This window comes from Klenkia taihuensis, assembly GCF_900112525.1.
GTDB lineage: Bacteria > Actinomycetota > Actinomycetes > Mycobacteriales > Geodermatophilaceae > Klenkia > Klenkia taihuensis.
On the sequence record NZ_FOMD01000007.1, the window covers coordinates 16,126 to 37,757 of the forward strand.

Here is a 21,632-nt window from a genome sequence, read left to right on the forward strand (position 1 = left end):
CCCGGGCGACTCACCCGATGCGGGGGCCGGTGAGGATCTCGGTGTCGTCGGGTCGGAAGGTGTGCCATCGGCCGCCGGGGTCGCGCCAGATGCGGGCGCCGTGGTGGACCTTGGTGTGGTGGCGTTCGCACAACAGCGCCGAGTTGGCCAGCGACGTCGCGCCACCGTGGGCCCAGTGCACCAGGTGGTGGACCTCGGCCCAGTGGTGCGGGGCGTCGCAGCCGGCGAACACGCACTCTCTGTCCCGGGCCACCACCGCCCGCCGCAGCGCGGGGGTGACCACCCGGTGCGCCCGCCCGACGTCCAGCGGGGTGCCGTCTGGCCCCATCACGATGCGGGACACCTCCCCGTCGCAGGCCAGCCAACGGGCCCGGGCGGCGGAGATGACGGTGCCGAAGCCGGTGGCCGCCGTCCCCGGGCCGGTGCCTTCCCCGACGAGGTCCTCGGCGGCGATGGTGACCACCACGTGCGGCTTCACCGTCCGCAGCACCGGCAGGTCACCGGCGGCCAGCTGGACGTCGGCGAGCTGGACGAGGGCGTCGGCCTGCTGCTGGGCGCGGGTGCGCAGATCACCGGCGGGCCGGTCGGCCTGCACGACCGCCTCGATCGCGGTGCGCAGCTTCTCCCCACCCACCGCGTCCAGGTCGAAGCGCCCGGTGACGCTGCCGTCGGCGTGCGCCGACATCGTCAGCCGCCGACCCTCGGTGGGGTCGGGCTCGGGACCGTCGGGGTCCAGCACGTCGGCGAAGGCCCGCACCGCCACGACCAACGACTGGTGGGAGGACGACACCGCGACCGCGGTGAACGCCCGGTCGAAGGCATCGACGTCGACGTCCTGCTCCTGGGCGCGGGCCCGGTCGGACTCCCCCATCGCCCCGGCCACCACATCCACCTGGGCTGCGGTGACCGACCCCTCGGCGAAGGCTGCGGCCAGGTGCGGCACATGCGCTAGCAGCCGCGCCGCCCGCACGATCCGCGACGCCTCCGCCGCCGACAGCCGCAGGTGCCCGATCAGCCAGGAGCGCATCGAGGCCAGCCCGTCGTGCTCAGCAGCCTGGGTCAGCTCCGCGTGCCGGACCAGCCCGGCGATCTGCGCGTCCAGCCGGTTGCGCTCCACCACCAGCCCGCCCAACAGCGCCAGCACATCCCCGGCGGGCAGGCGGTGCAGGTCCTCGACCTCGTCCAGCTCGAGAACGGTCACTACGCCACCTCCCGTATGTTCGATCACGTGTTCGAATTCTACCCCGGCAGGCGACGAACGGCCAGGTCAGGAGGGTGATCGGCAGATCACTGCAGGTCCGGTCCGCCGCGGCGCCGCGCCCGCCGGTGGGCCAGCGCGAACGAGGCAGCAACACCTCCGACCGCGATCGACGCCCACCAGGAAGCCCCGGACACCACGACGGACACCGCCAGCAGAACGGCAACCCCGACGCTGGACCACGCCAGGAACACCGCCGCGTGCAGCTCCCGGGCCCACAGCTCCGACAGCGAACCTGCCCAGGCGTCCGCGACCGCGTCCACCCCGGCCCGGAACAGTCGCGACCACCGGTCGACCGGGGACGACGTGCGGCGAGCCTGGCACCGGGAACGACCGTCGGGCAGGGTCGGGGCGTGACCGACCGGCCCGCCACCGCGCCCGGGTTCGGGAGGTTCTGGGCCGCGTCGACCGTCACCGGGTTCGGCGCCTACGTCACCAGCGTGGCCATCGGCGTCCTGGTCGAGGTCGACCTCGACGGCACGGCGCTGGACCTCGGCTGGGTGAACGCCGCACGGTGGGCGCCCTACCTGCTGGTCGGCCTGTTCGCCGGGGTGCTCGCCGACCGGGTCCGCCGCCGTCCGCTGCTGGCCGGGGCCGACCTCGCCCGCGCCGCGGTGCTCGCCGCCGTCCCCCTGCTCGCCGCGCTCGACGTCCTCACGCTGGCGACGCTGACCGCGCTGGTCGCCGCCTTCGGCCTGGCCGCGGTGGTCGGGGACGCCGCGCAGCAGTCCTTCCTCCCCCGCCTCGTCGGCGCGGCCGGGCTGGGCCGGGCGAACACCCGGCTGCAGCAGGGCGACGCCGCGGCCCAGGGGGCAGGCCCGTTGCTCGGCGGCGCGCTGGCCGCGGCGGGGGCGCCGCTGGCGCTGCTCGTCGGTGCGGTCGGCCACCTGGCCTCCGGGGTCCTCGTGCTCGCCACCCCGCTGCGCGACCCTGGACCGCCCAGGGCACCGAGGCGGGCGGTGCTGACGGAGCTCCGCGAGGGCGTGCGGTGGGTCTACCGGCACCCGACGCTGCGCCCGCTCGCGCTCACCACGCACACCTGGTTCGTCGCGAACGCCGCGATCGGCACCGTCGCCGTCACCTACCTGCTCACGGTGCTCGACGTCGGTGCGTTCGGCCTCGGGGTCGCCACCGCGGCGGCCGGGGTCGGCACCCTGGTCGGCACCTCGGTCGCACACCGGGTGGGACGGCGGACGGGCGGGGCGGGCACCGTCGTCGGCGGGCGGATCGTCGAGGCCACCGGCGTCCTGCTGCTGGTCGTGCTGCCCCTGCTGCCCGGCCCGGAGCTGGTGGGGGTCGTCGTTGCGCAACTGCTGTTCGGGGTCGGGATGGGCGTCGAGGGCCCGTTCGAGATGTCGCACCGGCAGGCCGTCACCCCCGACCACCTCCAGGGCCGGACGAACGCCACGATGCGCTCGTTCAACCGGGCCGCCATCGTCGTCGGCGCCCCGGCCGGCGGCGCGCTGGCGCTGGCCACGTCCCCGCGGACCGCGCTGATCGTCGCCGCGGCGGTCATCGCGGCGTCGACCCTCGCGCTCGCCCGGTCGGGCTTCCGGCACGCGGACGAGCTCCCCACCGCCTGAGCGCGGAGTGTCAGACGTCGGGGAGCAGCAGGTCCAGCGCGGCGGCGAGGGACTCCGCCAGGGTCCCCCCGGCCGTCGACAGCCAGTGCTCGTGCGCGGTGAGCGAGGCGGCCAGCGCGGCGTGCCCGACCGCCACGGGCACCACGTCGTCCAGAGGCAGGCCCAGGCGGCGCGCGGTGAAGCCGGCGACCGCGGCCCGCCACGCGTCGAAGGTGGTGTGGCCGTGCGCCCGCAGCGCGGGCACGGTCAGCACCAGCAGTGCCCGGCGCCGGACCCACCCCTCCTCCCCCGGCGGCACGGCCAGCGCAGTCAGCACTGCACGCCGGACGGCGGCCCGGACCGGCTCGTCGGCGTCCGCCGCCGCCAACGAGTCGGCGAGCCGGCGCACGTCCCCGGGAGAGGCGGCGAAGAGCGCGTCGGCCTTGGTCGGGAAGTAGCGGAAGAAGGTCCGCCGGCCGATCCCGGCAGCCGCCGCGACGTCGTCCACGCTGGTCTCGTCGTAGCCGCGCTCGACGAACAACCGCAGTGCCACCTCCGACAGCTCCTGCGCCGACGTCACCGCCGGCCGCCCCCCGCGCTCCCCCGTGGTCATGCCGGGATGGTGCCCCATTCCCCGACCTTGCCCTTGTGGCACCCAGTGCCATAACGTGAGGCGCAGGTCACACCAGCACGGGAGGATCAGTCATGGGTCGGATGGACGGCACGGTCGTGTTCGTGACGGGCGCAGCCCGGGGGCAGGGCCGCAGCCACGCGCTGCGGCTGGCCCAGGAGGGCGCCGACATCATCGCCGTCGACGTCTGCGCCCCGGTCGAGACGGTCCCTTACCCGGGGGCGACGTCGGAGGACCTGGCCGAGACCGTCCGCCAAGTCGAGGCGCTGGACCGCCGGATCGTGGCCAGCGAGGTCGACGTCCGCGACCTGGCCGGCCTGACCCGCGCCGTCGAGGACGGCGTCGCCCAGCTCGGCCGGCTCGACGTCGTGCTGGCCAACGCCGGCATCTCTGTCCCGGCCCCGACGCTGGAGATGAACGAGGAGACCTGGCAGACGATGATCGACGTCAACCTGACCGGGGTCTGGAAGACCCTGCGGGCGTCGGTGCCGCACATCATCGGCGGCGGGCGCGGCGGCTCGGTCGTCATCACCAGCTCGCTGGCCGCGATCTACGCCAACCCGAACACCGCCCACTACTCCGCGGCCAAGGCCGGCCTGGTGATGCTCTCCAAGATCATGGCCAAGGAGCTCGCGCCGCACCGCATCCGGGTGAACACCATCCACCCGACGACCGTGGCCACCGAGATGATCCTCAACGAGCCGACCTACCGGCTCTTCCGCCCCGACCTCGAGCACCCCACCCGCGAGGACTTCGAGGAGGCGGCGCTGACGCTGAACAAGCTGCCCGTCCCGGCGATCGAGGCCGTGGACATCTCCAACGCCGTCCTCTACCTCGTCTCCGACGACGGCCGCTACGTCACCGGCACCACCCACGTGGTGGACGCCGGCGGACAGCTCTGAGCCCCCACACCTGAGGAGAACACCGTGGGACTGCTCGACGGCAAGGTTGCACTCATCACCGGTGGCGCCCGCGGCCAGGGCCGCGCGCACGCCGTCGTCTCCGCCCGCGAGGGCGCCGACATCGTCCTGGTCGACATTGCCGACCAGATCGGCACCGTGCCCTACGCGATGGCGAAGGAGGACGACCTCGCCGAGACCGTCCGCCAGGTCGAGGCCCTGGACCGGCGGGCGATCAGCGTGGTCGCCGACGTCCGCTCCCAGCAGCAGATGGACGACGCCGTCGCTCGCGGGATCGCCGAGTTCGGCCAGCTCGACATCCTCATCGCCAACGCCGGCATCTGGACCCAGGGCCCGTTCTGGGAACTCACCGACGAGTCCTGGGAGGACATGATCGGGGTCAACCTCACCGGCGTCTGGAAGTCGGCCAAGGCGGTCGCCCCGCACATGATCGAGCGCGGTACCGGCTCCATCGTCATCACCTCCTCGGTGAACGGCCTCGAGCCGGGGGTGGACTACGCGCACTACGTGGCCGCCAAGCACGGCGTCATCGGGCTGATGAAGAACATCGCCCTCGAGCTCGCCCCGCACGGCATCCGCTGCAACTCGATCAACCCGGGCGCGATCAAGACCCCGATGACCGACCACCAGGGCGCCTGGGACATGTTCGCCGGTCACGAGGGCGGCACCGAGGAGGACATGCTCAACGGCGGCTACGGCTTCCACGCCCTCAAGGGGACGACGTTCATGCCGCCGGAGGTCATCGCCAACACCGCGCTGTACCTCAACAGCGAGCTCGCCGCGGCGGTCACCGGCGTGACCATCCCCGTCGACGCCGGCCACATGATCCTGCCCGGCTTCAACCACGCACCCGTGCGCTGACCCGACAACCCGGTTGCCCGTCCCCGGTCGTCACCCGACGATGGGCGACGTGCACCGCTGCTCCGCGAGGCCGTGGTCGCGCCGCTGACGGCGGCGCACCCGGACCTCCCGCAGGACCTCCGCCCGCCGTCCCGGCCACCGCCGGGCGGCCCCCAGCGCTGCCCGGCTCCAGGACGACCTCCGGAGCAGCCCCGTGTCCCCCACCCCCACCCCGGCCGCCCAGCTGCGCGCCGAGCACGTCTCGACCACCCGCGGCGGGCGCCCCGTCCTGCGGGATCTCTCCCTCACCCTGACCACCCGCTCCCGGCTCGCCGTCGTCGGCGAGAACGGCCGCGGCAAGACCACCCTGCTGCACGTCCTCGCCGGCCTGCTGGCACCCGACGAGGGCACCGTGCACCGCACCGGCACCCTCGGCCTCGCCCGGCAGGACATGCCGGTCGCACCCGGCGCGACCGTCGGCGACCTCACCACCGCGGCCGCGGCGGCCCCCGCCCGGGCACTGCACGACCTGGACCGCGCCACCGCCGACCTCGCCGACGGGGCGGACGGCGCCGCGGACCGCTACGCCGACGCCCTCGACCGGGCCACCCGGCTGGACGCCTGGGACGCCGGACGGCGGATCGACGTCGCCCTCGACGCCCTCGGCGCGTGCACCGACCGCGGCCGCGGGCTGGCCACCCTGTCGGTGGGCCAGCGCTACCGGGTCCGGCTGGCCTGCCTGCTCGGCGCGCGGCACGACCTGCTGCTCCTCGACGAACCCACGAACCACCTGGACGCCGCCGGCCTGGACTTCCTCACCGTCGCGCTGCGCGACGCCCCCGGCGGCTGGGCGCTGGTCAGCCACGACCGGGCGCTGCTGGCCGACACCGCGACGTCCTTCCTCGACCTGGACCCCAGCCGGGACGGCACCGCCACCCTGCACACCGGTCGGTACGCCGACTGGCAGGAGGGCCGGCACCGCGACCGCGAGGCGTGGGCGCAGGCGCACGCCGGCCAGGTGGCCGAGCACCAGCGGCTGGCCGCCGCGGTCGACCGGGCCCGCGGCCGGCTGTCCACCGGCTGGCGCCCGGACAAGGGCACCGGCAAGCACCAGCGGCAGTCGCACGCCCCCGGCGCCGTCCAGGCGCTGCGCCGCGACCAGCAGGCGCTCGCAGCGCACCGGGTCACCGCACCCCGGCCCCCGGTACCGCTGCGGTTCCCCGACCTCGCACCCCGGCCCGGCTCTCCGCTGCTCACCGCCGACGGGGTGGCCGTCGCCGGCCGCGTGCCCGGCCCCGTCGACCTGGCCATGGCCGCGGGTCACCGGCTCGTGGTCACCGGCGGCAACGGAGCGGGCAAGTCCACGCTGCTCGCCGTCCTCGCCGGCCTGCTGGACCCCACGGCCGGACGGGTGCACCGGCACGGGGGCGTGGCGCTCCTCGCGCAGGAGTCCGACCAGCTGCCTGCCGACCGGACCGCCCACCAGGCGCTCGACGGCGCCCCGGCCGCCGGCCTGCTGGACGCCGAGGCGCTGGCCACCCCGGTCGGCCGGCTGTCGCAGGGGCAGCGGCGGCGGCTGCACCTCGCCGTCGTCCTCGGCTCCCGGCCGGACCTGCTGCTGCTCGACGAGCCGACCAACCACCTGTCGGCCGCGCTCGTCGACGAGCTCACCGCTGCGCTGCGCGGCACGGGAGCCGCGGTGGTGGTGGCCAGCCACGACCGCCGGCTGCTGCGCGACCTGGCCGACTGGCCGCGCCTGCACCTGGGCTGACCCCGCGCACGACGACGGCCGGCCACCCCGGGGGGTGACCGGCCGCCGCCGGGGTGCTCAGGACGTCAGAGCTCGACGTCCTCGTAGCAGGGACCGCTGAACTCGTAGCCCTCGGCGGTCGGGCCCGCCAGGTCGGCCTCGGAGACCGTGATGCCGGTGGAGGCGTTCGGGTCCGGGGCGGACAGCTGGGTCACCCGCACGGCGGCGGAGTCCGCGCCGTCGGCGTAGTCGCCGGACCCGTCGGGCAGCATGCCCTCGTAGTCCACCGAGCTCAGGCCCGACGCCGCCTCGTACAGCCCCTGACGGGTCAGGTCTCCGTTCTCCGCCGCCGCCTCGAGCGCCGCCTTCAGCGGGTAGGACCACACCCAGCCCGAGGTGAAGAACTCGTTCGGGGTCGCGCCCGCGGCCTCGGCGGCCTCGCGCATGGCCTCGTGGCCCGGGGTGTCGGCGTCGAACGGCGCCCACGGGCCGAGCAGCTGGTAGGACGCCTGCAGCGCCGGCGCGGCCGGGCTGGCCAGCAGGGCGACGTTCCAGGTCGGCGAGGAGCCGAGGAACTTGCCGGTGAAGCCGGCGGCCACCGACTGGCCCACGATGGTGGCCATGTCGGCCGGACCGGTGGACACGATGACGACGTCGGGCTGCTGCTCGACGATCGCGGCGACGGCCGAGGCCTGGTTGTCGGTGCCCGCGGTGGTCTCGACGTTGGCGAACTCGATGCCGTTGGCGTCGGCGGCCACCTTGGCGCCGGCCGCGGCGTCGCCGCCGTAGTCACCGGCGTAGTGCACCGCCATGACCGACTCGGCGCCGTTGGTCTCCACCGCGTAGTCGACGCCGTTCATGGCCTCGGCGCAGTAGGTCGGGCCGGACTCCAGGATGGCGTCCTGGAACAGGTAGAGCGAGGTCCACCCGGCCGGGGCCGCGACGATGTTCTCGGCCTCCAGGTCCTCGACGATGGCCGCGGTGGGCGGCGAGCCGAGGGTCTGGGCCAGGGCCAGGATGTCGGGCTTGATCTCCTGGTAGACCTGGTTGGTGACCTGCGGGTTGTACTGGTTGTCCCGCACGTACTCGGTCACGTTGATGTCGTAGCCGCCGATGCCGCCGGCCTCGTTGACCCGCTGCCAGAACGCCTCCTGGCCGGCCACGATGACCGGACCGGCGGGGGCGAACGGGCCGACGGTGAGGTCGGACAGGGTGCCGAGGTAGATGCACCCGTTGTCCGGGTTCACCGCCTCCGGGCACGCATCGCTGGTGACACCGACGTCGGTGGCGATGCCGCCGTCGCCGCTGCCGCCGTCGGCCGGGTCCTCCCCGCCGCCGCGGCAGCCCGCGGCGAAGACCGCGAGACCGGCCAGGCCGGCCGCCGCGACCCGCCGTCGCGTCCGTGTGCTGCTCATCAGTGGTGCTCCCTCCATGCCGGCGATCGCCGGTCGGGCGACCCACCCGGCGTCGTCGCCGGGCGGGAGATCGGGGGTGGATCAGTACGAGAAGGGCCAGGCCTTCCAGTAGTTGCGGATCCGGATCCACAGGCCGAACAGGCCCCGTGGTTCCAGCAGCAGGAACGCGACGATGAGCAGCCCGTAGAGCAGCGTCTCCACCTGGAAGACGTTGGGCGTCTGCGTCGCCGAGGACGAGAGGAACGGCAGGTACTCCGGCAGCTCGCGGGTCAGCCGCGGCAGCAGGGCGATGAAGAAGGCACCCATGATCGAGCCGGAGATCGTCGACACCCCGCCGATGAGCACCATCGCGACGAACTGCACCGACAGCAGCAGCCCGAAGCTGGAGGGGTCGAGGTAGCCGGTGATGGAGAACAGCAGCGCCCCGGCGCAGCCGGCGTAGAACCCGCTGATCACGAACGCCCGGCGCTTGACCCTGCGGACGTCGACGCCGGTCACCTCGGCGGCGATGTCCCGGTCGCGGACGGCGGCGAAGCTGCGGCCCATCGCCGAGCGGGCGATGTTGCGGCCCAGCAGCGCGAACACGCACAGCAGCACGAACATCAGCAGGTACAGCTGCTGGTCGGCGCTGAAGGACTCGGTGCGCCGGGACAGGTCGACCCCGAACAGCACCGGGTCGGCGGCCGGGCGGCCCACCCCGACGCCACCGGTGACGGCGTCCCACTCGTTCCAGATGTGGGTGCCCAGGAAGACCAGGCCCAGGGTCACGATCGCCAGGTAGAGCCCGCGCAGCCGGCTGGCCAGCGGCGCGACGACGAACCCGACCAGCGCGGCGGCCAGGCCGCCGGCCAGCAGCCACACCGGCAGGAACGTGATGCCCAGGCCGTACAGCCGGTCGTCCTCGGGGTCACCGGAGACGACCGCGGCGGTGTAGGCGCCGATCCCGATGAAGAACGCGTGCCCGAGGCTCACCTGCCCGGCGTAGCCGGTGACCAGGTTGAGCCCGATCGCCCCGATGGCCAGCACGCAGCCGGTGGCCAGCAGCCGCAGCAGGTCGTCCTCGAGCAGGAACGGCATCAGCAGCGCCACCACCAGCAGGACGCCGACCGCGACCTTCTTGGCGCCGGTGTTGAGCAGCGCCATGTCCTGGCCGTACTGGGTGTAGAGCATCGGCCGGCCCAGCGGCCGGCGACCCTTGGCCTCCGCGGGCGCCGGGGTCTGGGACTTCGACGGTTCTCGGACGGCGGTCACACGCGTTCCACCTCTCGGGTGCCGAACAGGCCGTAGGGGCGCACGAGCAGGACGACCAGCAGCAGCACGTACGGGGAGACCAGCGAGAAGTTCTGGCCGAGGAAGGGCAGGTACTCGCCCTGGTAGGTGGCGAAGAAGCTCTCCACCAGGCCGACCAGCAGGCCGCCGACGACGGCCCCGCCGATGGAGTCCAGGCCGCCGATGATGATCGCCGGCAGGGCCTTGAGCGCGATGACCCAGGTGGACTGGTCCACCCCGCCACCGGCACCCACGAAGGCCCCGGCCACCGCGGCGATGCCCGCGGCCATCGCCCAGGCCAGCGCGGTCATCGACCCGACCGGGACGCCCTGCACCAGCGCGGTCTCCTGGTCCAGCGAGGAGGCCCGCATGGCCAGCCCGTACCGGCTGTACCGGAAGAAGGCGAACAGCCCCGCCCCCACGACCAGCAGGACGACGGCCATGGCGATGTAGCGTTCCTGCACCGGCAGGCCGAGCACGTCGACGGTGCTCAGCCCCCACGGGTCGCCGACGTTGCGCACGTCGGGCCCGATGAAGACGTTCACCACGACCCGGATGGCGATGTCCAGGCCCAGGGTGATGATCGCGACGACGAACACCGGCCGGCCGATCATCGGCCGGATGGTGGTCCGCTCCAGGCCCCAGCCCAGCATCGCGATGGCGATCGCGGCCAGCGGGACGGCGAGGTAGAACCCGACCGGGCCGGCCAGGTAGCTGACCAGCACCGCGCCGGCCAGCATGAGCGCCGGCTGGGCGAAGCTGACCACCTTGGACGACTTGTAGATGATCACGAAGCTGACGGCCAGCAGCGCGTAGACCGAGCCGAAGCCCAGCCCCCGCACCACGGTCAGCAGGACGTCCCTCACGAGCGGGCTCCCTTGCTGTACATCGACTCGACGAGGGGGGTGTAGCGCTCGGCCAGCGCGGACCGGCGGACCTTCTGGGTCGCGGTGAGCTCGCCGTCCTCGTGGTCGAGGAGCTTGGGCAGCAGCCGGAACGTCTTGATCTGCTCGACCGGGTTCAGGCCGGCGTTGACGCCGTCGACGATGCCCTGGACCAGCTCCTTCACCTCGGCGCGCTCGGTGAGGTCGCGGTAGGTGGTGAAGGCGATCCGCTGCTTCTGCGCCCAGTCGCCGACCGTGTCGGGCTCGATGCCGATGAGCGCGGTCAGGTAGGGACGCCGGTCGCCGATGACCACGCACTCCTTGATCAGCGGCGAGACCTTGACGGCGTTCTCGATCTCCGACGGGGCGACGTTCTTGCCGCCGGCGGTGATCATGATGTCCTTCATCCGGTCGGTGATCCGCAGCCGGCCGTCCTCCAGCACCCCGACGTCACCGGTGTGCAGCCAGCCGTCGGCGTCGATGGCCTCGGCCGTGGCGTCGGGCCGGTTCCAGTAGCCGGCGAAGGTCGCCGGGCCGCGGGTGAGCACCTCGCCGGTGCCCTCGTCGATGCGCAGCTCGACCGAGTCGTGCGGCTCCCCCACGGTGCCCAGCCGGATCCGGCCGGGCCGGTTCGCGGTGGCCGAGGCGGTGTTCTCGGTCATCCCGTAGACCTCGTGCACCGGCACGCCGATGCCCATGAAGAAGCGCAGGACGTCGACCGAGACGGGCGCGGCGCCGCAGCCGGCCCAGCGCACCCGGCGCAGCCCGAGGCGGTCGCGCAGCGCCCGGACCACCAGCACCCAGGCGATGCCGTGCAGCAGCCGGCTGCCGGCGGTGTGCTTGCCGCCGTTGGCCTCCATCGCGGTGGCGACCTTGGCCGACAGCGCCAGGCCGAGGTTTCCGGCGTTGCGCTTGAGGGTGCTGGCCGCCGACTGCTTGACCTGCACGGTGGCCAGCAGCTTCTCCCAGATCCGCGGGACCGCGAAGAAGAAGGTCGGCTGGATCTCGCGCAGGTTCTCCGGGACCGTGTCGATGGACTCGGCGAAGTTGACCTGGATGCCGGTGGCGGCGTTGTTCCAGGTGGTGAAGATGCGCTCGGCCACGTGGCACAGCGGCAGGTAGGACAGCGACAGGTCCTTGGGGCCCGCGGGCGGGTCCAGCAGACCGGCCGGGCCGGTGAGCGCGGCGATGGTGGCCTCGACGTTGCCGACGGTGAGCATGGCGCCCTTGGGCGCCCCCGTCGTCCCCGACGTGTAGATCAGGGTCATCAGGTCGCCGGGCTGCGTCTGCGCCATGGCCTGCTCGACCGCACCCGGGTGGGCGGCGCGGTGCGCGCGGCCGCGGTCGAGGAGGTCCGCCCAGGAGGTCAGGCGGGCGTCGGTGTAGCGGCCGCGGATGCCGCGGGGCTCGATGTAGAGGAGGTGCTCCAGGGCCGGCAGCTCGGCGGAGACCTCCAGCGCCTTGTCCAGCTGCTCCTGGTCCTCGGCGACGAGCACCCGGGCGCCGGAGTCACGCAGCACGTGCACCACCTCGGCCGGCGGGTTGGTCGGGTAGAGCCCGACGGTCACCGCGCCGACGGCGACGGCGGCGAGGTCGGCGACCAGCCACTCGCGGCGGTTCTCCGACTGGATGGCCACCCGGTCACCGCGCTGCACGCCCAGGTCGAGGTAGGCGTGCGCGACGTCCAGGACGTCGTCCCAGTACTGCGACCAGCTGGTCTCCCGCCACAGGCCCTTCTCCTTGGACCGCATCGCCACCCCGGTGGGGGTCTCGCAGGCGCGGTCCCGGACCCGGGTGACCACCGTGGTGGTCCCGGTGCCCTGCGTGCTCGGCTCGAGCGTGGTGGTCATGCCGGCGTCCCCTCGTCCGCGGTGCGCTTCTTGCGGCGGCCACCGGTGTCGTGGTCCTCGCCCAGGTAGGCCTTGATCACGTTCGGGTCGCGCTGGACCTCGGCCGGGGTGCCGGTGGTGATCGGGACGCCGAAGTCGACGGCCATGATCCGGTCGGCGAGGTCCATGACCAGGCCCATGTCGTGCTCGACCATGAGGATCGAGACGCCCAGCTCGTCGCGGATGTCGACGATGAACCGGGCCATGTCCTCGGTCTCCTCGAGGTTCATCCCGGCGACCGGCTCGTCCAGCAGCAGCAGCTTGGGCTCCATGGCCAGCGCGCGGCCCAGCTCGACGCGCTTCTGCACGCCGTAGGGCAGCAGGCCGACCGGGAAGCGCCGGTAGGACTCCAGCTCCAGGAAGTCGACGATCTCCTCGACCGCGGCACGGTCGGCCAGCTCGGACCTCCGGGCGGGGCCCAGCCACGCCATCGCGGCGAACATCCCGTACCGCACCCGGTGGGCCCGGCCGAGCATGAGGTTGTCGACGACGGTGAGGTTCTCGAACAGCTCGATGTTCTGGAAGGTGCGGGCCATGCCCTTGGCCGCGATGCGGTTCGGCCGCTGGCCGAGGATCTCCTCGCCGAGGAAGCGGACGGAGCCCTCCTGCGGCCGGTAGACCCCCGACAGCACGTTGAACACCGAGGTCTTGCCGGCGCCGTTGGGGCCGATGATGGCGAACAGCTCGCGCTCGCCGACGGTGAAGGTCGCGCCGTTGATCGCGGTGACACCCTTGAACCGCAGGGTGACGCCGTCGACCTCCAGCACGGGGGACGGGGACGCGTGGGTCACGACAGCCACCTCTTCCGGCGCTTGTAGTGCTTGACGTCGCGGAAGCTGCGCTCGCCCTCGGCGCCCAGGCCCAGGTAGAACTCCTGGATGTCGGAGTCGTCGAGGAGCTCCTGCGCGGGCTTGTCCATGACGACCCGACCGGTCTCCAGCACGTAGCCGTGGTCGGAGATGGACAGCGCCATCGAGGCGTTCTGCTCCACCAGCAGGACCGTCGTCCCCTGCTCGTTGATCTGGCTGATCAGGTCGCGGATGCTGCCGACCAGCTGCGGGGCCAGGCCCAGGCTGGGCTCGTCGAGCAGCAGGTAGCGCGGGGAGCTCATCATCGCCCGGCCCATGGCCAGCATCTGCTGCTCGCCGCCGGACAGGTAGCCCGCGGCCTGGGTGCGCCGCTCCAGCAGCCGGGGGAACAGGTCGTAGACCCGCTCCAGGTTCGCCGCCCGGTCCTTGGGCCGGGTGTGGGCGCCGACGCGGAGGTTCTCCTCGACGGAGAACTCGCCGAACACCCGGCGGCCCTCGAGCACCTGGCTGATGCCGCGGGCGACGACCTGCTGGGGGTCCAGGTGGTCGATGCGCTCGCCGTCGAGGGTGATCTGGCCCCGGGTGACCGCGCCGTGGTGGATGTCCAGGAGGCCGGACAGCGCCCGGAGCAGGGTCGTCTTGCCGGCGCCGTTGGCGCCCAGGAGGCCCACGATCTTCCCGTCCGGGACCTCGAGGCTCACCCCCCGGAGCACCAGCACGACGTCGTCGTAGACGACCTCGAGGTTGCTGACTGCGAGCACGTGCCGCCCTTCGTCGCTGGAGGTTGCACCGATCAACATCTGTGAGCCAGCTCACCGGCTCCACGTGATGGGCGACACTAGGTGCCAGCTGTGAGGCGCGGAAGGGACGCGGCGCGTTCCGGCATCCGGAGGGGTGTTTCGTTATGCGCCCGTGATCGGGCAAGGCTGCGCGTTCAGCTCAGCCGAACACCGGCAGGTCCCGAGCGGCGGCGAGCACCTGCTCGAGGGCGGCCGCGCAGCCCTCGTGCAGCGCGACCAGGTGGGCGAAGCCGTGCGGCACCCCGGCCAGGTCGAGCGCGGTCACCGGCACCCCCGCCCCGGCCAGCGCGGCCGCGTAGGCGCGGCCGGAGTCGCGCAGCGCGTCCAGCTCCGCGGTGGCCACCAGGGCCGGGGGCAGACCGGCGAGGTCGGCGGCCTCCAGCGGGCTGATCCGCGGGTCGGTCAGCGGCACCCCGCGGGGCACGTAGCTGCGGGTGTAGAAGCCCATGTCGGCCAGCGCCAGGAAGGGGCTGGCGCCGTGCGCGTCGACCGAGGGCCAGTCCGCCCCGGCGGCGACCGAGGGGTAGAGCAGCAGCTGGGCGGCCGGCTGCGGTCCCCCCGCGGCGCGCAGCTGCTGGCAGGCGACGGCGGCCAGGTTGCCACCGCCGCTGTCGCCGGCGACCACCACCCGCCCCGGGTCCGCGGCGTGCGCCAGCGCCCACCGGACCGCGGCCACGGCGTCGTCCACCGCGGCCGGGAACGGGTGCTCGGGCGCCCGGCGGAACTCCACGGCGAGGACGACGGCGGACAGCCCCGAGGCCAGCCGGGCGGCCAGCCCGCCGTACCCGGCCGCCGTCCCGACCGTCCAGCCACCGCCGTGCAGGAACACCACGGTCGCCCCGCCCGCACCGGGCGGGTCGTACCGGTCCGCGGCGAGCCCTCCCCCGAGGTCGACCCGGGAGACGGGGACGTCGGGGGCGCCGGCCAGGCCGCGGGCGAGCAACCGGTCGAACCGCCCGCGGGCCGCCTCGAGCCCGACCTCGCGGGCGGGTGGGGTGAGCAGGGGGCCGAGCTCCTCGGCCAGCGCGGTCAGGTCCGGGGGCAGCGTCGCCATGCCGGCATCCTGCCGGGTCAGACCAGGACGCCCGCGCGCTCCAGCAGGCCCTGCACCCCGCCGGCGGGGCCGGCCAGCACGCGCATGGTCCGCCGACCGGCCTCGGCCGCGGCCGAGGCCTCGAGCAACGGGTGCAGCCCCGCGACCGCGACGAAGGGCACCCCGGTCAGGTCGACGACCAGGCCGCGCACCGCCGGGTCGGCCGCCACGCCGGTCAGCGCGGCGCGCAACTGGCCGGCGCTGACCGTGTCGACCTCGCCGGTCACGGTGACCCGGACGACGCCGTCCACCGGGTCGGCGACGACGATGCGCAGGGGCGCAGAGGACAGGGCTGCCGACATGGGCGCTCGTCTCGGAGACGGGGTGGGGCCGGCGTCCGCACTCTCGACCGCCGTCCCGAATCTAGAGCACGATCACGTTCCGGGTCCAGACCCGCCGGAAATCAGCCCCAGACGTCGGCGGCGACCTGCACCACGAGCTCGAGCTTGGCGACCTGGTCCTCGCGGGTCAGCGCGTTGCCCTCGACGGTGGAGGAGAACCCGCACTGCGGCGACAGGGCCAGCTGCTCCAGCGGCACGTACCGGGCGGCCTCGTCGATGCGCCGCTTGAGGTCGTCGGCGCTCTCCAGCTCGGGCCGCTTGGTGGTGACCAGGCCCAGGACGACGCGCTTGCCCGGGGGCACGAACCGCAGCGGCTCGAACCCCCCGGAGCGCTCGTCGTCGAACTCCAGGAAGAACCCGTCGACCTCCAGCCCGCCGAACAGCGCCTCGGCGACGAAGTCGTAGCTGCCCTCGGCCGCCCAGGAGGAGCGGAAGTTGCCCCGGCACAGGTGGGTGGTGACCGCCAGCCCCTCGGGCCGGCCGGCCAGCGCGGCGTTGATCTGGGAGATGTAGCGCTCGTGCTGGTGCTCGGCGTCGCGGCCCTGCGCCGAGAGCTGCGCGCGCTGGGCCGGGTCGTTGAGGTAGGCCAGCGACGTGTCGTCGAGCTGCAGGTAGCGGCAGCCCTGCGCGGCGATGCCCTGCACCTGCTGCCGGTAGGCCGCCGACAGCGCGTCCCAGAAGGCGTCCTCGTCGGGGTAGGCCGCCGGGTCCACGGCCGCCGCGCCGCCGCGGTAGTGGACCATCGACGGCGAGGGGATGGTCAGCTTCGCCGTCTGGCCCGGCTGCACCGCGCCCTGCAGGTAGGCGAAGTCGTCGGCGAACACCGGCTCGTCGATCGACAGCGGCCCGGTGACCCGCAGCCCGGCCGGGGTGAAGTCCAGCGTGCCGTCGGCGTTGCGGAAGTGGACGGTGATGTTCTCCTCCACCTTCTCGATGCCGCCGATCGAGTGGATGAAGTCCATGTGCCACGAGGCCCGGCGGAACTCCCCGTCGGTGGCGGTGCACAGCCCGACGTCGGCCTGCAGGCGGACCACCTCGTCGACCGCCTCGTCCTCCACCGCCCGCAGGCCCGCGGCGTCGAGCTCGCCGGCGGCGAACCGGCCGCGGGCCTCCAGCAGGTAGGGCGGGCGGAGCAGGCTGCCGACGTGGTCGGCGCGGAACGGCGGGCCGTCCGGGGTGGGGGCGCTCATCCCCCGATCCTGGCCCACCGCGCCGGGGCCCGCCCGGCGCACAGGGTCCGCGCGGATACTCGGGCCATGAGCAAGCGCGTGCAGATCGGGGCCGTGGTCTGGGTGCTGGCCACCGTCGGGGCGTTCTTCCTGGACCCGATCCTGGGCAGCGCGGTGCTGCTGTTCGGCGGCGTGCTGGTCGTGGTGGGCCACCTGGCCAGCCACTGGGGCGAGGGCACCACCTTCGAGGAGCGGGAGATGGCCCGCGCCCGGCGCCGCAAGGACAGGTACCAGGCCAACGCCGGCAAGCGGGCCAAGGACCGCGAGCGCTGGGAGGCCGGCAAGGCCCGCAGGGCGGCCCGGGAGGCCCGGAAAACCGGGTGACGGACGACGGCGACCGCTCTAGCGTCGCCGTCATGGGTTCCCTGCTGCTGTTCGGCTGAGACCGCCGAACCCCTCGCCCGACCGACCGACCGGGCAGCAGCACACCCCTGCCCGGACCACCCCTCGTCCGGAGGTCCCCATGACCCATCCCCCCGCACCCGGCTCCGCCGCCGCCACGGCGCGCGACACCCTCCCCGCCGACCAGCAGGAGGGCTTCGACCGGCTCGCGCACGGCGTCGCCGCCGCGCCCGGCAAGGCCCTCGGCGCCGTGCTGCGCGGCCAGCTGCCCGGCGTCGAGGGCGTGCGCTGGCTGCGCGCGGAGGGCCTGCCGCCCACCGCGCGGGCCACCGAGCTCACCCCCGGCCAGTGGCTCTCGCTGCACGCCACCTGGCTGCGCCTGGAGGGCACCCCGCACGCCGGCGTGCCCCACCGCGGAGGGGGCAGGCCCACCAGCAAGCACGGCCACGCCCCCGGCGCGCAGGCCGCCCCCCGCTGGTTCTGACCCCGTCCACCCCCGCCCGCGGTCGATCATCGTCATCCGCAGCCGCGACACGCCGTCCGACGGCGGGTCCGGCCTGCGGATGACGATGGTCGACGCGACGGGAAGTGTGTGCGAACTCCGGTTACATGCACTGGTTACCCGCGGGTAGGCTGCCCGCATGTCTCTCGTCGAGGACCGGGGCACCGCCGCCCCCGCGGACACCTTCCGCTCCACCGACCCGGCCAACGGCGCGCTCGTCGCCGAGCTGCCGGTGCACTCCCCCGACGACGTGGCCGCCGCCGTGGCCCGCGCCCGGGACGCCGCCACCACCTGGGCCGCCCTCGGCTTCGCCGGCCGGCGCACCCGGCTGGCCGCCTACCGCGGCTACCTGGCCCGGCGGATGCACGAGCTGGCCGACCTGGTGCACCGGGAGAACGGCAAGCCGCACGCCGACGCGCTGCTGGAGATCACCCTCGCCGTCGACCACCTGGCCTGGGCCGGCGCGCACGCGAGGAAGACCCTCGGCCCGCGCAGCGTCAACCCGGGCCTGCTCGCGGCCAACCACCAGGCGGTGCTGGAGTACCAGCCGCTCGGCGTGGTCGGCGTCATCGGGCCGTGGAACTACCCCGTGTTCACCCCGATGGGCTCCATCGCCTACGCGCTGGCCGCGGGCAACGCCGTCGTCTTCAAGCCCAGCGAGTTCACCCCGGCCATCGGCCTCTGGCTCGCCGAGGCCTGGGCTGCCGCCGTCCCCGACGTCCCCGACGCCCTGCAGGTCGTCACCGGGCTGGGCGAGACCGGCGCCGCGCTCTGCCGCGCCGGCGTCGGCAAGGTCGCCTTCACCGGCTCGGCGGCGACCGGCAAGAAGGTCATGGCCACCTGCGCCGAGACCCTCACCCCGGTGCTCATGGAGTGCGGCGGCAAGGACGCGATGATCGTCGACGACGACGCCGACGTGGCCGCCGCCGCCGACGCCGCCGTGTGGGGCGCGATGAGCAACGCCGGGCAGACCTGCATCGGCATCGAGCGCGTCTACGCCACCGCCGCGGTGCACGACGCCTTCGTCGCCGCCGTCACCGCCAAGGTCGCGGGCCTGCGCCCGGGCTCCGACGAGGCCGCCGCCTACGGCCCGATGACCATGCCGTCGCAGACCGACGTCGTCCGCCGGCACCTCGACGACGCCGCCGCCACCGGTGGCCGCGCCGCCACCGGCGGCACGATCACCGACGGCTACGTCGCCCCCACCGTGCTGCTCGACGTCCCCGAGACCTCGGCCGCGGTGCAGGAGGAGACCTTCGGCCCGACCATCACCGTCACGAAGGTCGCCGACGCCGAGCAGGCCCTCGAGCTCGCCAACGGGACGACGCTGGGCCTGGGCGGGTCGGTGTTCACCGGGTCGGCCAAGCGCGGCATGGACCTCGCCCGCCGGATGCGCAGCGGCATGACCAGCATCAACTCGGTGATCACCTTCGCCAGCGTGCCGTCGCTGCCCTTCGGCGGCGTCGGCGACAGCGGGTTCGGCCGCATCCACGGCGAGGACGGGCTGCGCGAGTTCACCCGGGCCAAGGCGATCACCCGGCAGCGGTTCGCCCTGCCGGTGCCGCTGATGAGCTTCACCCGGCCGGAGGGGGCCGCCGACGCCCTCGCCCGCGTCATGGGCCTGGTGCACGGACGCCACCGGTGAGCGGGTTCGACGTCGTCGTCGTCGGGGCCGGGTCGGCCGGCTGCGCGCTGGCCGCCCGGCTGACCGAGGACCCGTCGCTTCGGGTGCTGCTGCTGGAGGCCGGCGGCTCCGACCGGGTGCTCGAGGTGCAGATCCCCGCCGCGCTCTACAAGACCTTCCGCACCCGCCGCGACTGGAACTACAGCACCGAGCCGCAGCCGGCCGCAGCCCAGCGGCGGGTGTTCTGGCCGCGCGGCAAGATGCTCGGCGGCTGCAGCTCCAACAACGCGATGATCTACATCCGCGGTGCCGCCGCCGACTACGACGAGTGGGCGCAGCTCACCGGCGACCCGGGCTGGTCCTACGACTCCGTCCTCCCGCTGTTCCGGCGGATGGAGGACAACGCCCGCGGCGCCGACGCCTTCCACGGCACCGGCGGCCCGCTGCGGGTCGAGGACCTGCGCTCCCCGCACCCGTGGAGCCGAGCGGTCGTGGAGTCCGCGGTCGCCGCGGGGTACCCGCGCAACGACGACTTCAACGGCGCCCGGCAGGAGGGCGCCGGGCTCTACCAGGTCACCCAGCGCCGCGGCCGGCGCTGGTCGGCCGCCGACGCCTACCTGCACCCCGCCGAGGGCCGGCCCAACCTCACGGTGCGCACCGGCTCGCACGTCACCCGGGTGCTGCTGGACGGCGACCGGGCCACCGGCATCGAGTACGTCACCGACGGCCGGCTCGAGCAGGTGCACGCCGACCAGGTGGTGCTGGCCGCGGGCGCGATCGGCAGCCCGCAGATCCTGCAGCTGTCCGGCATCGGACCGGCCGACCACCTGCGCTCGGTCGGCGTCGACGTCGCCCACGACCTGCCCGGCGTCGGCGAGGGCCTGCAGGACCACCCGCTGGTGCCCACCATCTGGCACGTCCGCAGCGGGAGGTCGCTGTTCCGCGGGGAGTCCCCCGCGGGCTACGCGCAGTGGTTCGGCGCCCGGCGCGGGCCGCTGACCTCCAACCTGGCCGAGGCCGGCCTGTTCACCCGCTCCGACGACGCGCTCGCCGAGCCCGACCTGCAGTTCCACTTCCTGCCGGTGAAGTACTGGCAGCAGGCCCGGGTCGACCCCGACGTCGACGCCTTCACCGCCTGCACGGTGCTGGTGCGGGTGCAGTCGCGCGGGTCGGTGCGGCTGCGCTCGGCCGACCCCACCTGGGCCCCGGCGATCGACGCCGGCTACCTCACCGACGACCGCGACCTCGAGGCGCTGGTGACCGGTGTCGAGAAGGCCCGGGACATCGCCGCGGTCGGCCCGCTGGCGGGGGTGCTGGCCGAGGAGTGGTCGCCCGGCGGCACGGTCTCGACCCGGGAGGGCCTGCGGCAGGCGGTGCGCGACACCCTGGAGTCGCTGTACCACCCGGTGTCCTCCTGCCGGATGGGCACCGACGACCTCGCGGTGGTCGACCCGCAGCTGCGCGTGCACGGCGTCGAGGGGCTGCGCGTCGTCGACGCCTCGGTGATGCCGACGCTGGTCCGCGGCAACACCAACGCCCCGACGATGATGATCGCCGAGCGCGCGTCGGACATCGTCCGCGCCGAGCTGGGCGCGGTCGCCGTCCCGGCCTAGAGTCGCAGCGCCGTCCCCACCAGGTCGGCGACCGGCCGGGAGCGGCTGTGCGGCGGCCAGGCGATGACCGTGGTGACGCGGGCGGCGTCGCGGACCGGCACGGTCACCACGCCCTCCGGCAGCTGGGGGCGGACCGACTCCGGGAGCACGGTGTACGTGCGGCCCAGCTGGACCAGCTGCAGCAGCTGGGCGTGGTCGCGCACCTCGGGCCCCGGGCCGTCGGGGCGCCCGCCGGGCCCGGTCCACCGCGGGGCCGGCAGCCCGGGCAGGTCGTCGAGGTCGGCCAGGGACACGGCGGTCCGGCCGGTCAACGCGTGCCCGGCGGGCAGGACGGCGACCTGCCCCTCGGTGCCCAGCTCCTCGGCGTCCAGGCCGGCGGTGGTGTCGAAGGGCAGGTGCAGCAGGGCAACGTCGGCCCGCCCGTCGCGCAGCACCGGGCCCTGCTCGCCGACGGCGCACAGCAGCACCTCCACCGGCACCGCACCGAGCTCGGCCGCATAGGCGTCCAGCAGCTTGGCCAGCAGCTCGGCCGACGCCCCCGCTTTGACGGCCAGCACCAGAACCGGTCGGTCGGCGGCGCCGGCCCGGCGGGTGCGGCGCTCGGCGGCCTCGACCGCGGCCAGCGCCGCCCGGCCCTCGGCCAGCAGCACCTCCCCCGCCGGGGTGAGCGCGACCGACCGGCTGGAGCGGGTGAGCAGCGGGGTGCCCAGCCGCCGCTCGAGCTGGGCGACCGCGCGCGACAGCGGGGGCTGCGCCATGCCCAACCGCTGCGCGGCGCGGCCGAAGTGCAGCTCCTCAGCGACCGCCACGAAGTAGCGCAGCTCCCGGGTCTCCACGCCGCCCGACGCTACGCCGGCGTCG

Annotated in this window: 21 protein-coding genes; 8 read left to right on the top strand and 13 right to left on the bottom strand. The window is 74.3% G+C overall.

Annotated elements, in window-relative coordinates; genetic code table 11:
• Window positions 1-10 precede the first annotated feature (10 nt).
• Together BM158_RS20675 and BM158_RS21945 are read right to left on the bottom strand one after the other, a co-directional pair.
• Window positions 11-1,201 carry an HNH endonuclease signature motif containing protein gene (locus tag BM158_RS20675; protein ID WP_091564145.1) on the bottom strand — a complete coding sequence of 397 codons (1,191 nt, stop codon included), beginning with the start codon at window positions 1,199-1,201 and terminating at the stop codon, window positions 11-13.
• 86 nt (window positions 1,202-1,287) lie between these two features.
• Window positions 1,288-1,521: a hypothetical protein gene (locus BM158_RS21945; RefSeq protein ID WP_165629046.1), complete on the bottom strand. Its 234-nt coding sequence runs from the start codon at window positions 1,519-1,521 to the stop codon at window positions 1,288-1,290.
• A 90-nt stretch (window positions 1,522-1,611) separates the two neighbouring features.
• Between BM158_RS21945 and BM158_RS20680 the strand changes: the two genes are divergently transcribed.
• Window positions 1,612-2,841: an MFS transporter gene (locus BM158_RS20680; RefSeq protein WP_165629047.1), complete on the top strand. Its 1,230-nt coding sequence runs from the start codon at window positions 1,612-1,614 to the stop codon at window positions 2,839-2,841.
• Between the two features lie 10 nt (window positions 2,842-2,851).
• On the opposite strand, the gene BM158_RS20685 is transcribed toward BM158_RS20680, so the two are convergent.
• Window positions 2,852-3,433, bottom strand: a complete 582-nt coding sequence (locus BM158_RS20685) for an acyl-CoA-like ligand-binding transcription factor (protein WP_091564150.1) — start codon at window positions 3,431-3,433, stop codon at window positions 2,852-2,854.
• Window positions 3,434-3,534: 101 nt separating this feature from the next.
• On the opposite strand from BM158_RS20685, the gene BM158_RS20690 reads away from it, so the two are divergent.
• The 3 genes from BM158_RS20690 (at window position 3,535) to BM158_RS20700 (ending at window position 6,982) form a co-directional block, all read left to right on the top strand.
• Complete coding sequence (locus tag BM158_RS20690; protein WP_278247597.1) at window positions 3,535-4,353, top strand: mycofactocin-coupled SDR family oxidoreductase; 819 nt, start codon at window positions 3,535-3,537, stop codon at window positions 4,351-4,353.
• A 24-nt stretch (window positions 4,354-4,377) separates the two neighbouring features.
• Window positions 4,378-5,232: a mycofactocin-coupled SDR family oxidoreductase gene (locus BM158_RS20695; protein ID WP_091564157.1), complete on the top strand. Its 855-nt coding sequence runs from the start codon at window positions 4,378-4,380 to the stop codon at window positions 5,230-5,232.
• Window positions 5,233-5,425: 193 nt separating this feature from the next.
• On the top strand, window positions 5,426-6,982 hold the full coding sequence (locus BM158_RS20700) for an ABC-F family ATP-binding cassette domain-containing protein (protein WP_091564159.1): 1,557 nt from the start codon (window positions 5,426-5,428) through the stop codon (window positions 6,980-6,982).
• 65 nt (window positions 6,983-7,047) lie between these two features.
• Here the strand turns inward: BM158_RS20700 and BM158_RS20705 are convergent, their stop codons facing one another.
• The 9 genes from BM158_RS20705 to BM158_RS20745 form a co-directional block, all read right to left on the bottom strand.
• Complete coding sequence (locus BM158_RS20705; RefSeq protein ID WP_109504877.1) at window positions 7,048-8,376, bottom strand: ABC transporter substrate-binding protein; 1,329 nt, start codon at window positions 8,374-8,376, stop codon at window positions 7,048-7,050.
• A gap of 81 nt (window positions 8,377-8,457) precedes the next feature.
• The gene (locus BM158_RS20710) at window positions 8,458-9,627 is read right to left on the bottom strand and encodes a branched-chain amino acid ABC transporter permease (protein ID WP_207506855.1); all 1,170 of its coding nucleotides are present in this window, start codon (window positions 9,625-9,627) and stop codon (window positions 8,458-8,460) included.
• Complete coding sequence (locus BM158_RS20715) at window positions 9,624-10,511, bottom strand: branched-chain amino acid ABC transporter permease (RefSeq protein ID WP_091564164.1); 888 nt, start codon at window positions 10,509-10,511, stop codon at window positions 9,624-9,626. The genes BM158_RS20710 and BM158_RS20715 overlap by 4 nt, the downstream gene beginning before the upstream one ends.
• Complete coding sequence (locus BM158_RS20720) at window positions 10,508-12,379, bottom strand: AMP-dependent synthetase/ligase (protein ID WP_091564167.1); 1,872 nt, start codon at window positions 12,377-12,379, stop codon at window positions 10,508-10,510. The genes BM158_RS20715 and BM158_RS20720 overlap by 4 nt, the downstream gene beginning before the upstream one ends.
• Window positions 12,376-13,209, bottom strand: a complete 834-nt coding sequence (locus BM158_RS20725; RefSeq protein WP_229827913.1) for an ABC transporter ATP-binding protein — start codon at window positions 13,207-13,209, stop codon at window positions 12,376-12,378. Before BM158_RS20725 ends, BM158_RS20720 begins: the two co-directional genes overlap by 4 nt.
• Window positions 13,206-13,988 (bottom strand): ABC transporter ATP-binding protein, encoded by a 783-nt coding sequence (locus BM158_RS20730; protein WP_091564173.1) that lies wholly within the window; start codon window positions 13,986-13,988, stop codon window positions 13,206-13,208. The genes BM158_RS20725 and BM158_RS20730 overlap by 4 nt, the downstream gene beginning before the upstream one ends.
• 178 nt (window positions 13,989-14,166) lie before the next feature.
• Complete coding sequence (locus tag BM158_RS20735; protein WP_091564175.1) at window positions 14,167-15,081, bottom strand: alpha/beta hydrolase; 915 nt, start codon at window positions 15,079-15,081, stop codon at window positions 14,167-14,169.
• Window positions 15,082-15,098: 17 nt separating this feature from the next.
• Window positions 15,099-15,422, bottom strand: a complete 324-nt coding sequence (locus BM158_RS20740) for an STAS domain-containing protein (RefSeq protein WP_091564177.1) — start codon at window positions 15,420-15,422, stop codon at window positions 15,099-15,101.
• Between the two features lie 101 nt (window positions 15,423-15,523).
• A complete protein-coding gene (locus BM158_RS20745) occupies window positions 15,524-16,651 on the bottom strand; it encodes a 5-methyltetrahydropteroyltriglutamate--homocysteine S-methyltransferase (RefSeq protein ID WP_091564180.1) in 1,128 nt (375 codons plus the stop codon).
• 66 nt (window positions 16,652-16,717) lie between these two features.
• On the opposite strand from BM158_RS20745, the gene BM158_RS20750 reads away from it, so the two are divergent.
• The 4 genes from BM158_RS20750 (at window position 16,718) to BM158_RS20765 (ending at window position 20,771) form a co-directional block, all read left to right on the top strand.
• Window positions 16,718-17,014, top strand: coding sequence for a hypothetical protein (locus BM158_RS20750; protein WP_091564182.1), 297 nt, complete (start codon window positions 16,718-16,720; stop codon window positions 17,012-17,014).
• Between the two features lie 139 nt (window positions 17,015-17,153).
• On the top strand, window positions 17,154-17,516 hold the full coding sequence (locus BM158_RS20755) for a hypothetical protein (protein WP_091564184.1): 363 nt from the start codon (window positions 17,154-17,156) through the stop codon (window positions 17,514-17,516).
• Between the two features lie 157 nt (window positions 17,517-17,673).
• Window positions 17,674-19,179 carry an aldehyde dehydrogenase family protein gene (locus BM158_RS20760; protein ID WP_091564187.1) on the top strand — a complete coding sequence of 502 codons (1,506 nt, stop codon included), beginning with the start codon at window positions 17,674-17,676 and terminating at the stop codon, window positions 19,177-19,179.
• On the top strand, window positions 19,176-20,771 hold the full coding sequence (locus tag BM158_RS20765; protein ID WP_091564189.1) for a GMC family oxidoreductase: 1,596 nt from the start codon (window positions 19,176-19,178) through the stop codon (window positions 20,769-20,771). Before BM158_RS20760 ends, BM158_RS20765 begins: the two co-directional genes overlap by 4 nt.
• Here the strand turns inward: BM158_RS20765 and BM158_RS20770 are convergent.
• Entirely contained in the window at window positions 20,768-21,607 is an 840-nt protein-coding gene (locus BM158_RS20770) for a LysR family transcriptional regulator (RefSeq protein ID WP_091564191.1), read from the bottom strand. The genes BM158_RS20765 and BM158_RS20770 overlap by 4 nt on opposite strands.
• Window positions 21,608-21,632: the final 25 nt, after the last annotated feature.

Bases quoted from the DNA above. Each gene is read 5' to 3' on its own strand.
- BM158_RS20705 (WP_109504877.1), bottom strand. From the start codon at position 8,376: ATGAGCAGCACACGGACGCGACGGCGGGTCGCGGCGGCCGGCCTGGCC.
- BM158_RS20690 (WP_278247597.1), top strand. From the start codon at position 3,535: ATGGACGGCACGGTCGTGTTCGTGACGGGCGCAGCCCGGGGGCAGGGC.
- BM158_RS20720 (WP_091564167.1), bottom strand. From the start codon at position 12,379: ATGACCACCACGCTCGAGCCGAGCACGCAGGGCACCGGGACCACCACG.
- BM158_RS20735 (WP_091564175.1), bottom strand. From the start codon at position 15,081: ATGGCGACGCTGCCCCCGGACCTGACCGCGCTGGCCGAGGAGCTCGGC.
- BM158_RS20685 (WP_091564150.1), bottom strand. From the start codon at position 3,433: ATGACCACGGGGGAGCGCGGGGGGCGGCCGGCGGTGACGTCGGCGCAG.
- BM158_RS20760 (WP_091564187.1), top strand. From the start codon at position 17,674: ATGTCTCTCGTCGAGGACCGGGGCACCGCCGCCCCCGCGGACACCTTC.
- BM158_RS20745 (WP_091564180.1), bottom strand. From the start codon at position 16,651: ATGAGCGCCCCCACCCCGGACGGCCCGCCGTTCCGCGCCGACCACGTC.
- BM158_RS20755 (WP_091564184.1), top strand. From the start codon at position 17,154: ATGACCCATCCCCCCGCACCCGGCTCCGCCGCCGCCACGGCGCGCGAC.
- BM158_RS20750 (WP_091564182.1), top strand. From the start codon at position 16,718: ATGAGCAAGCGCGTGCAGATCGGGGCCGTGGTCTGGGTGCTGGCCACC.
- BM158_RS20740 (WP_091564177.1), bottom strand. From the start codon at position 15,422: ATGTCGGCAGCCCTGTCCTCTGCGCCCCTGCGCATCGTCGTCGCCGAC.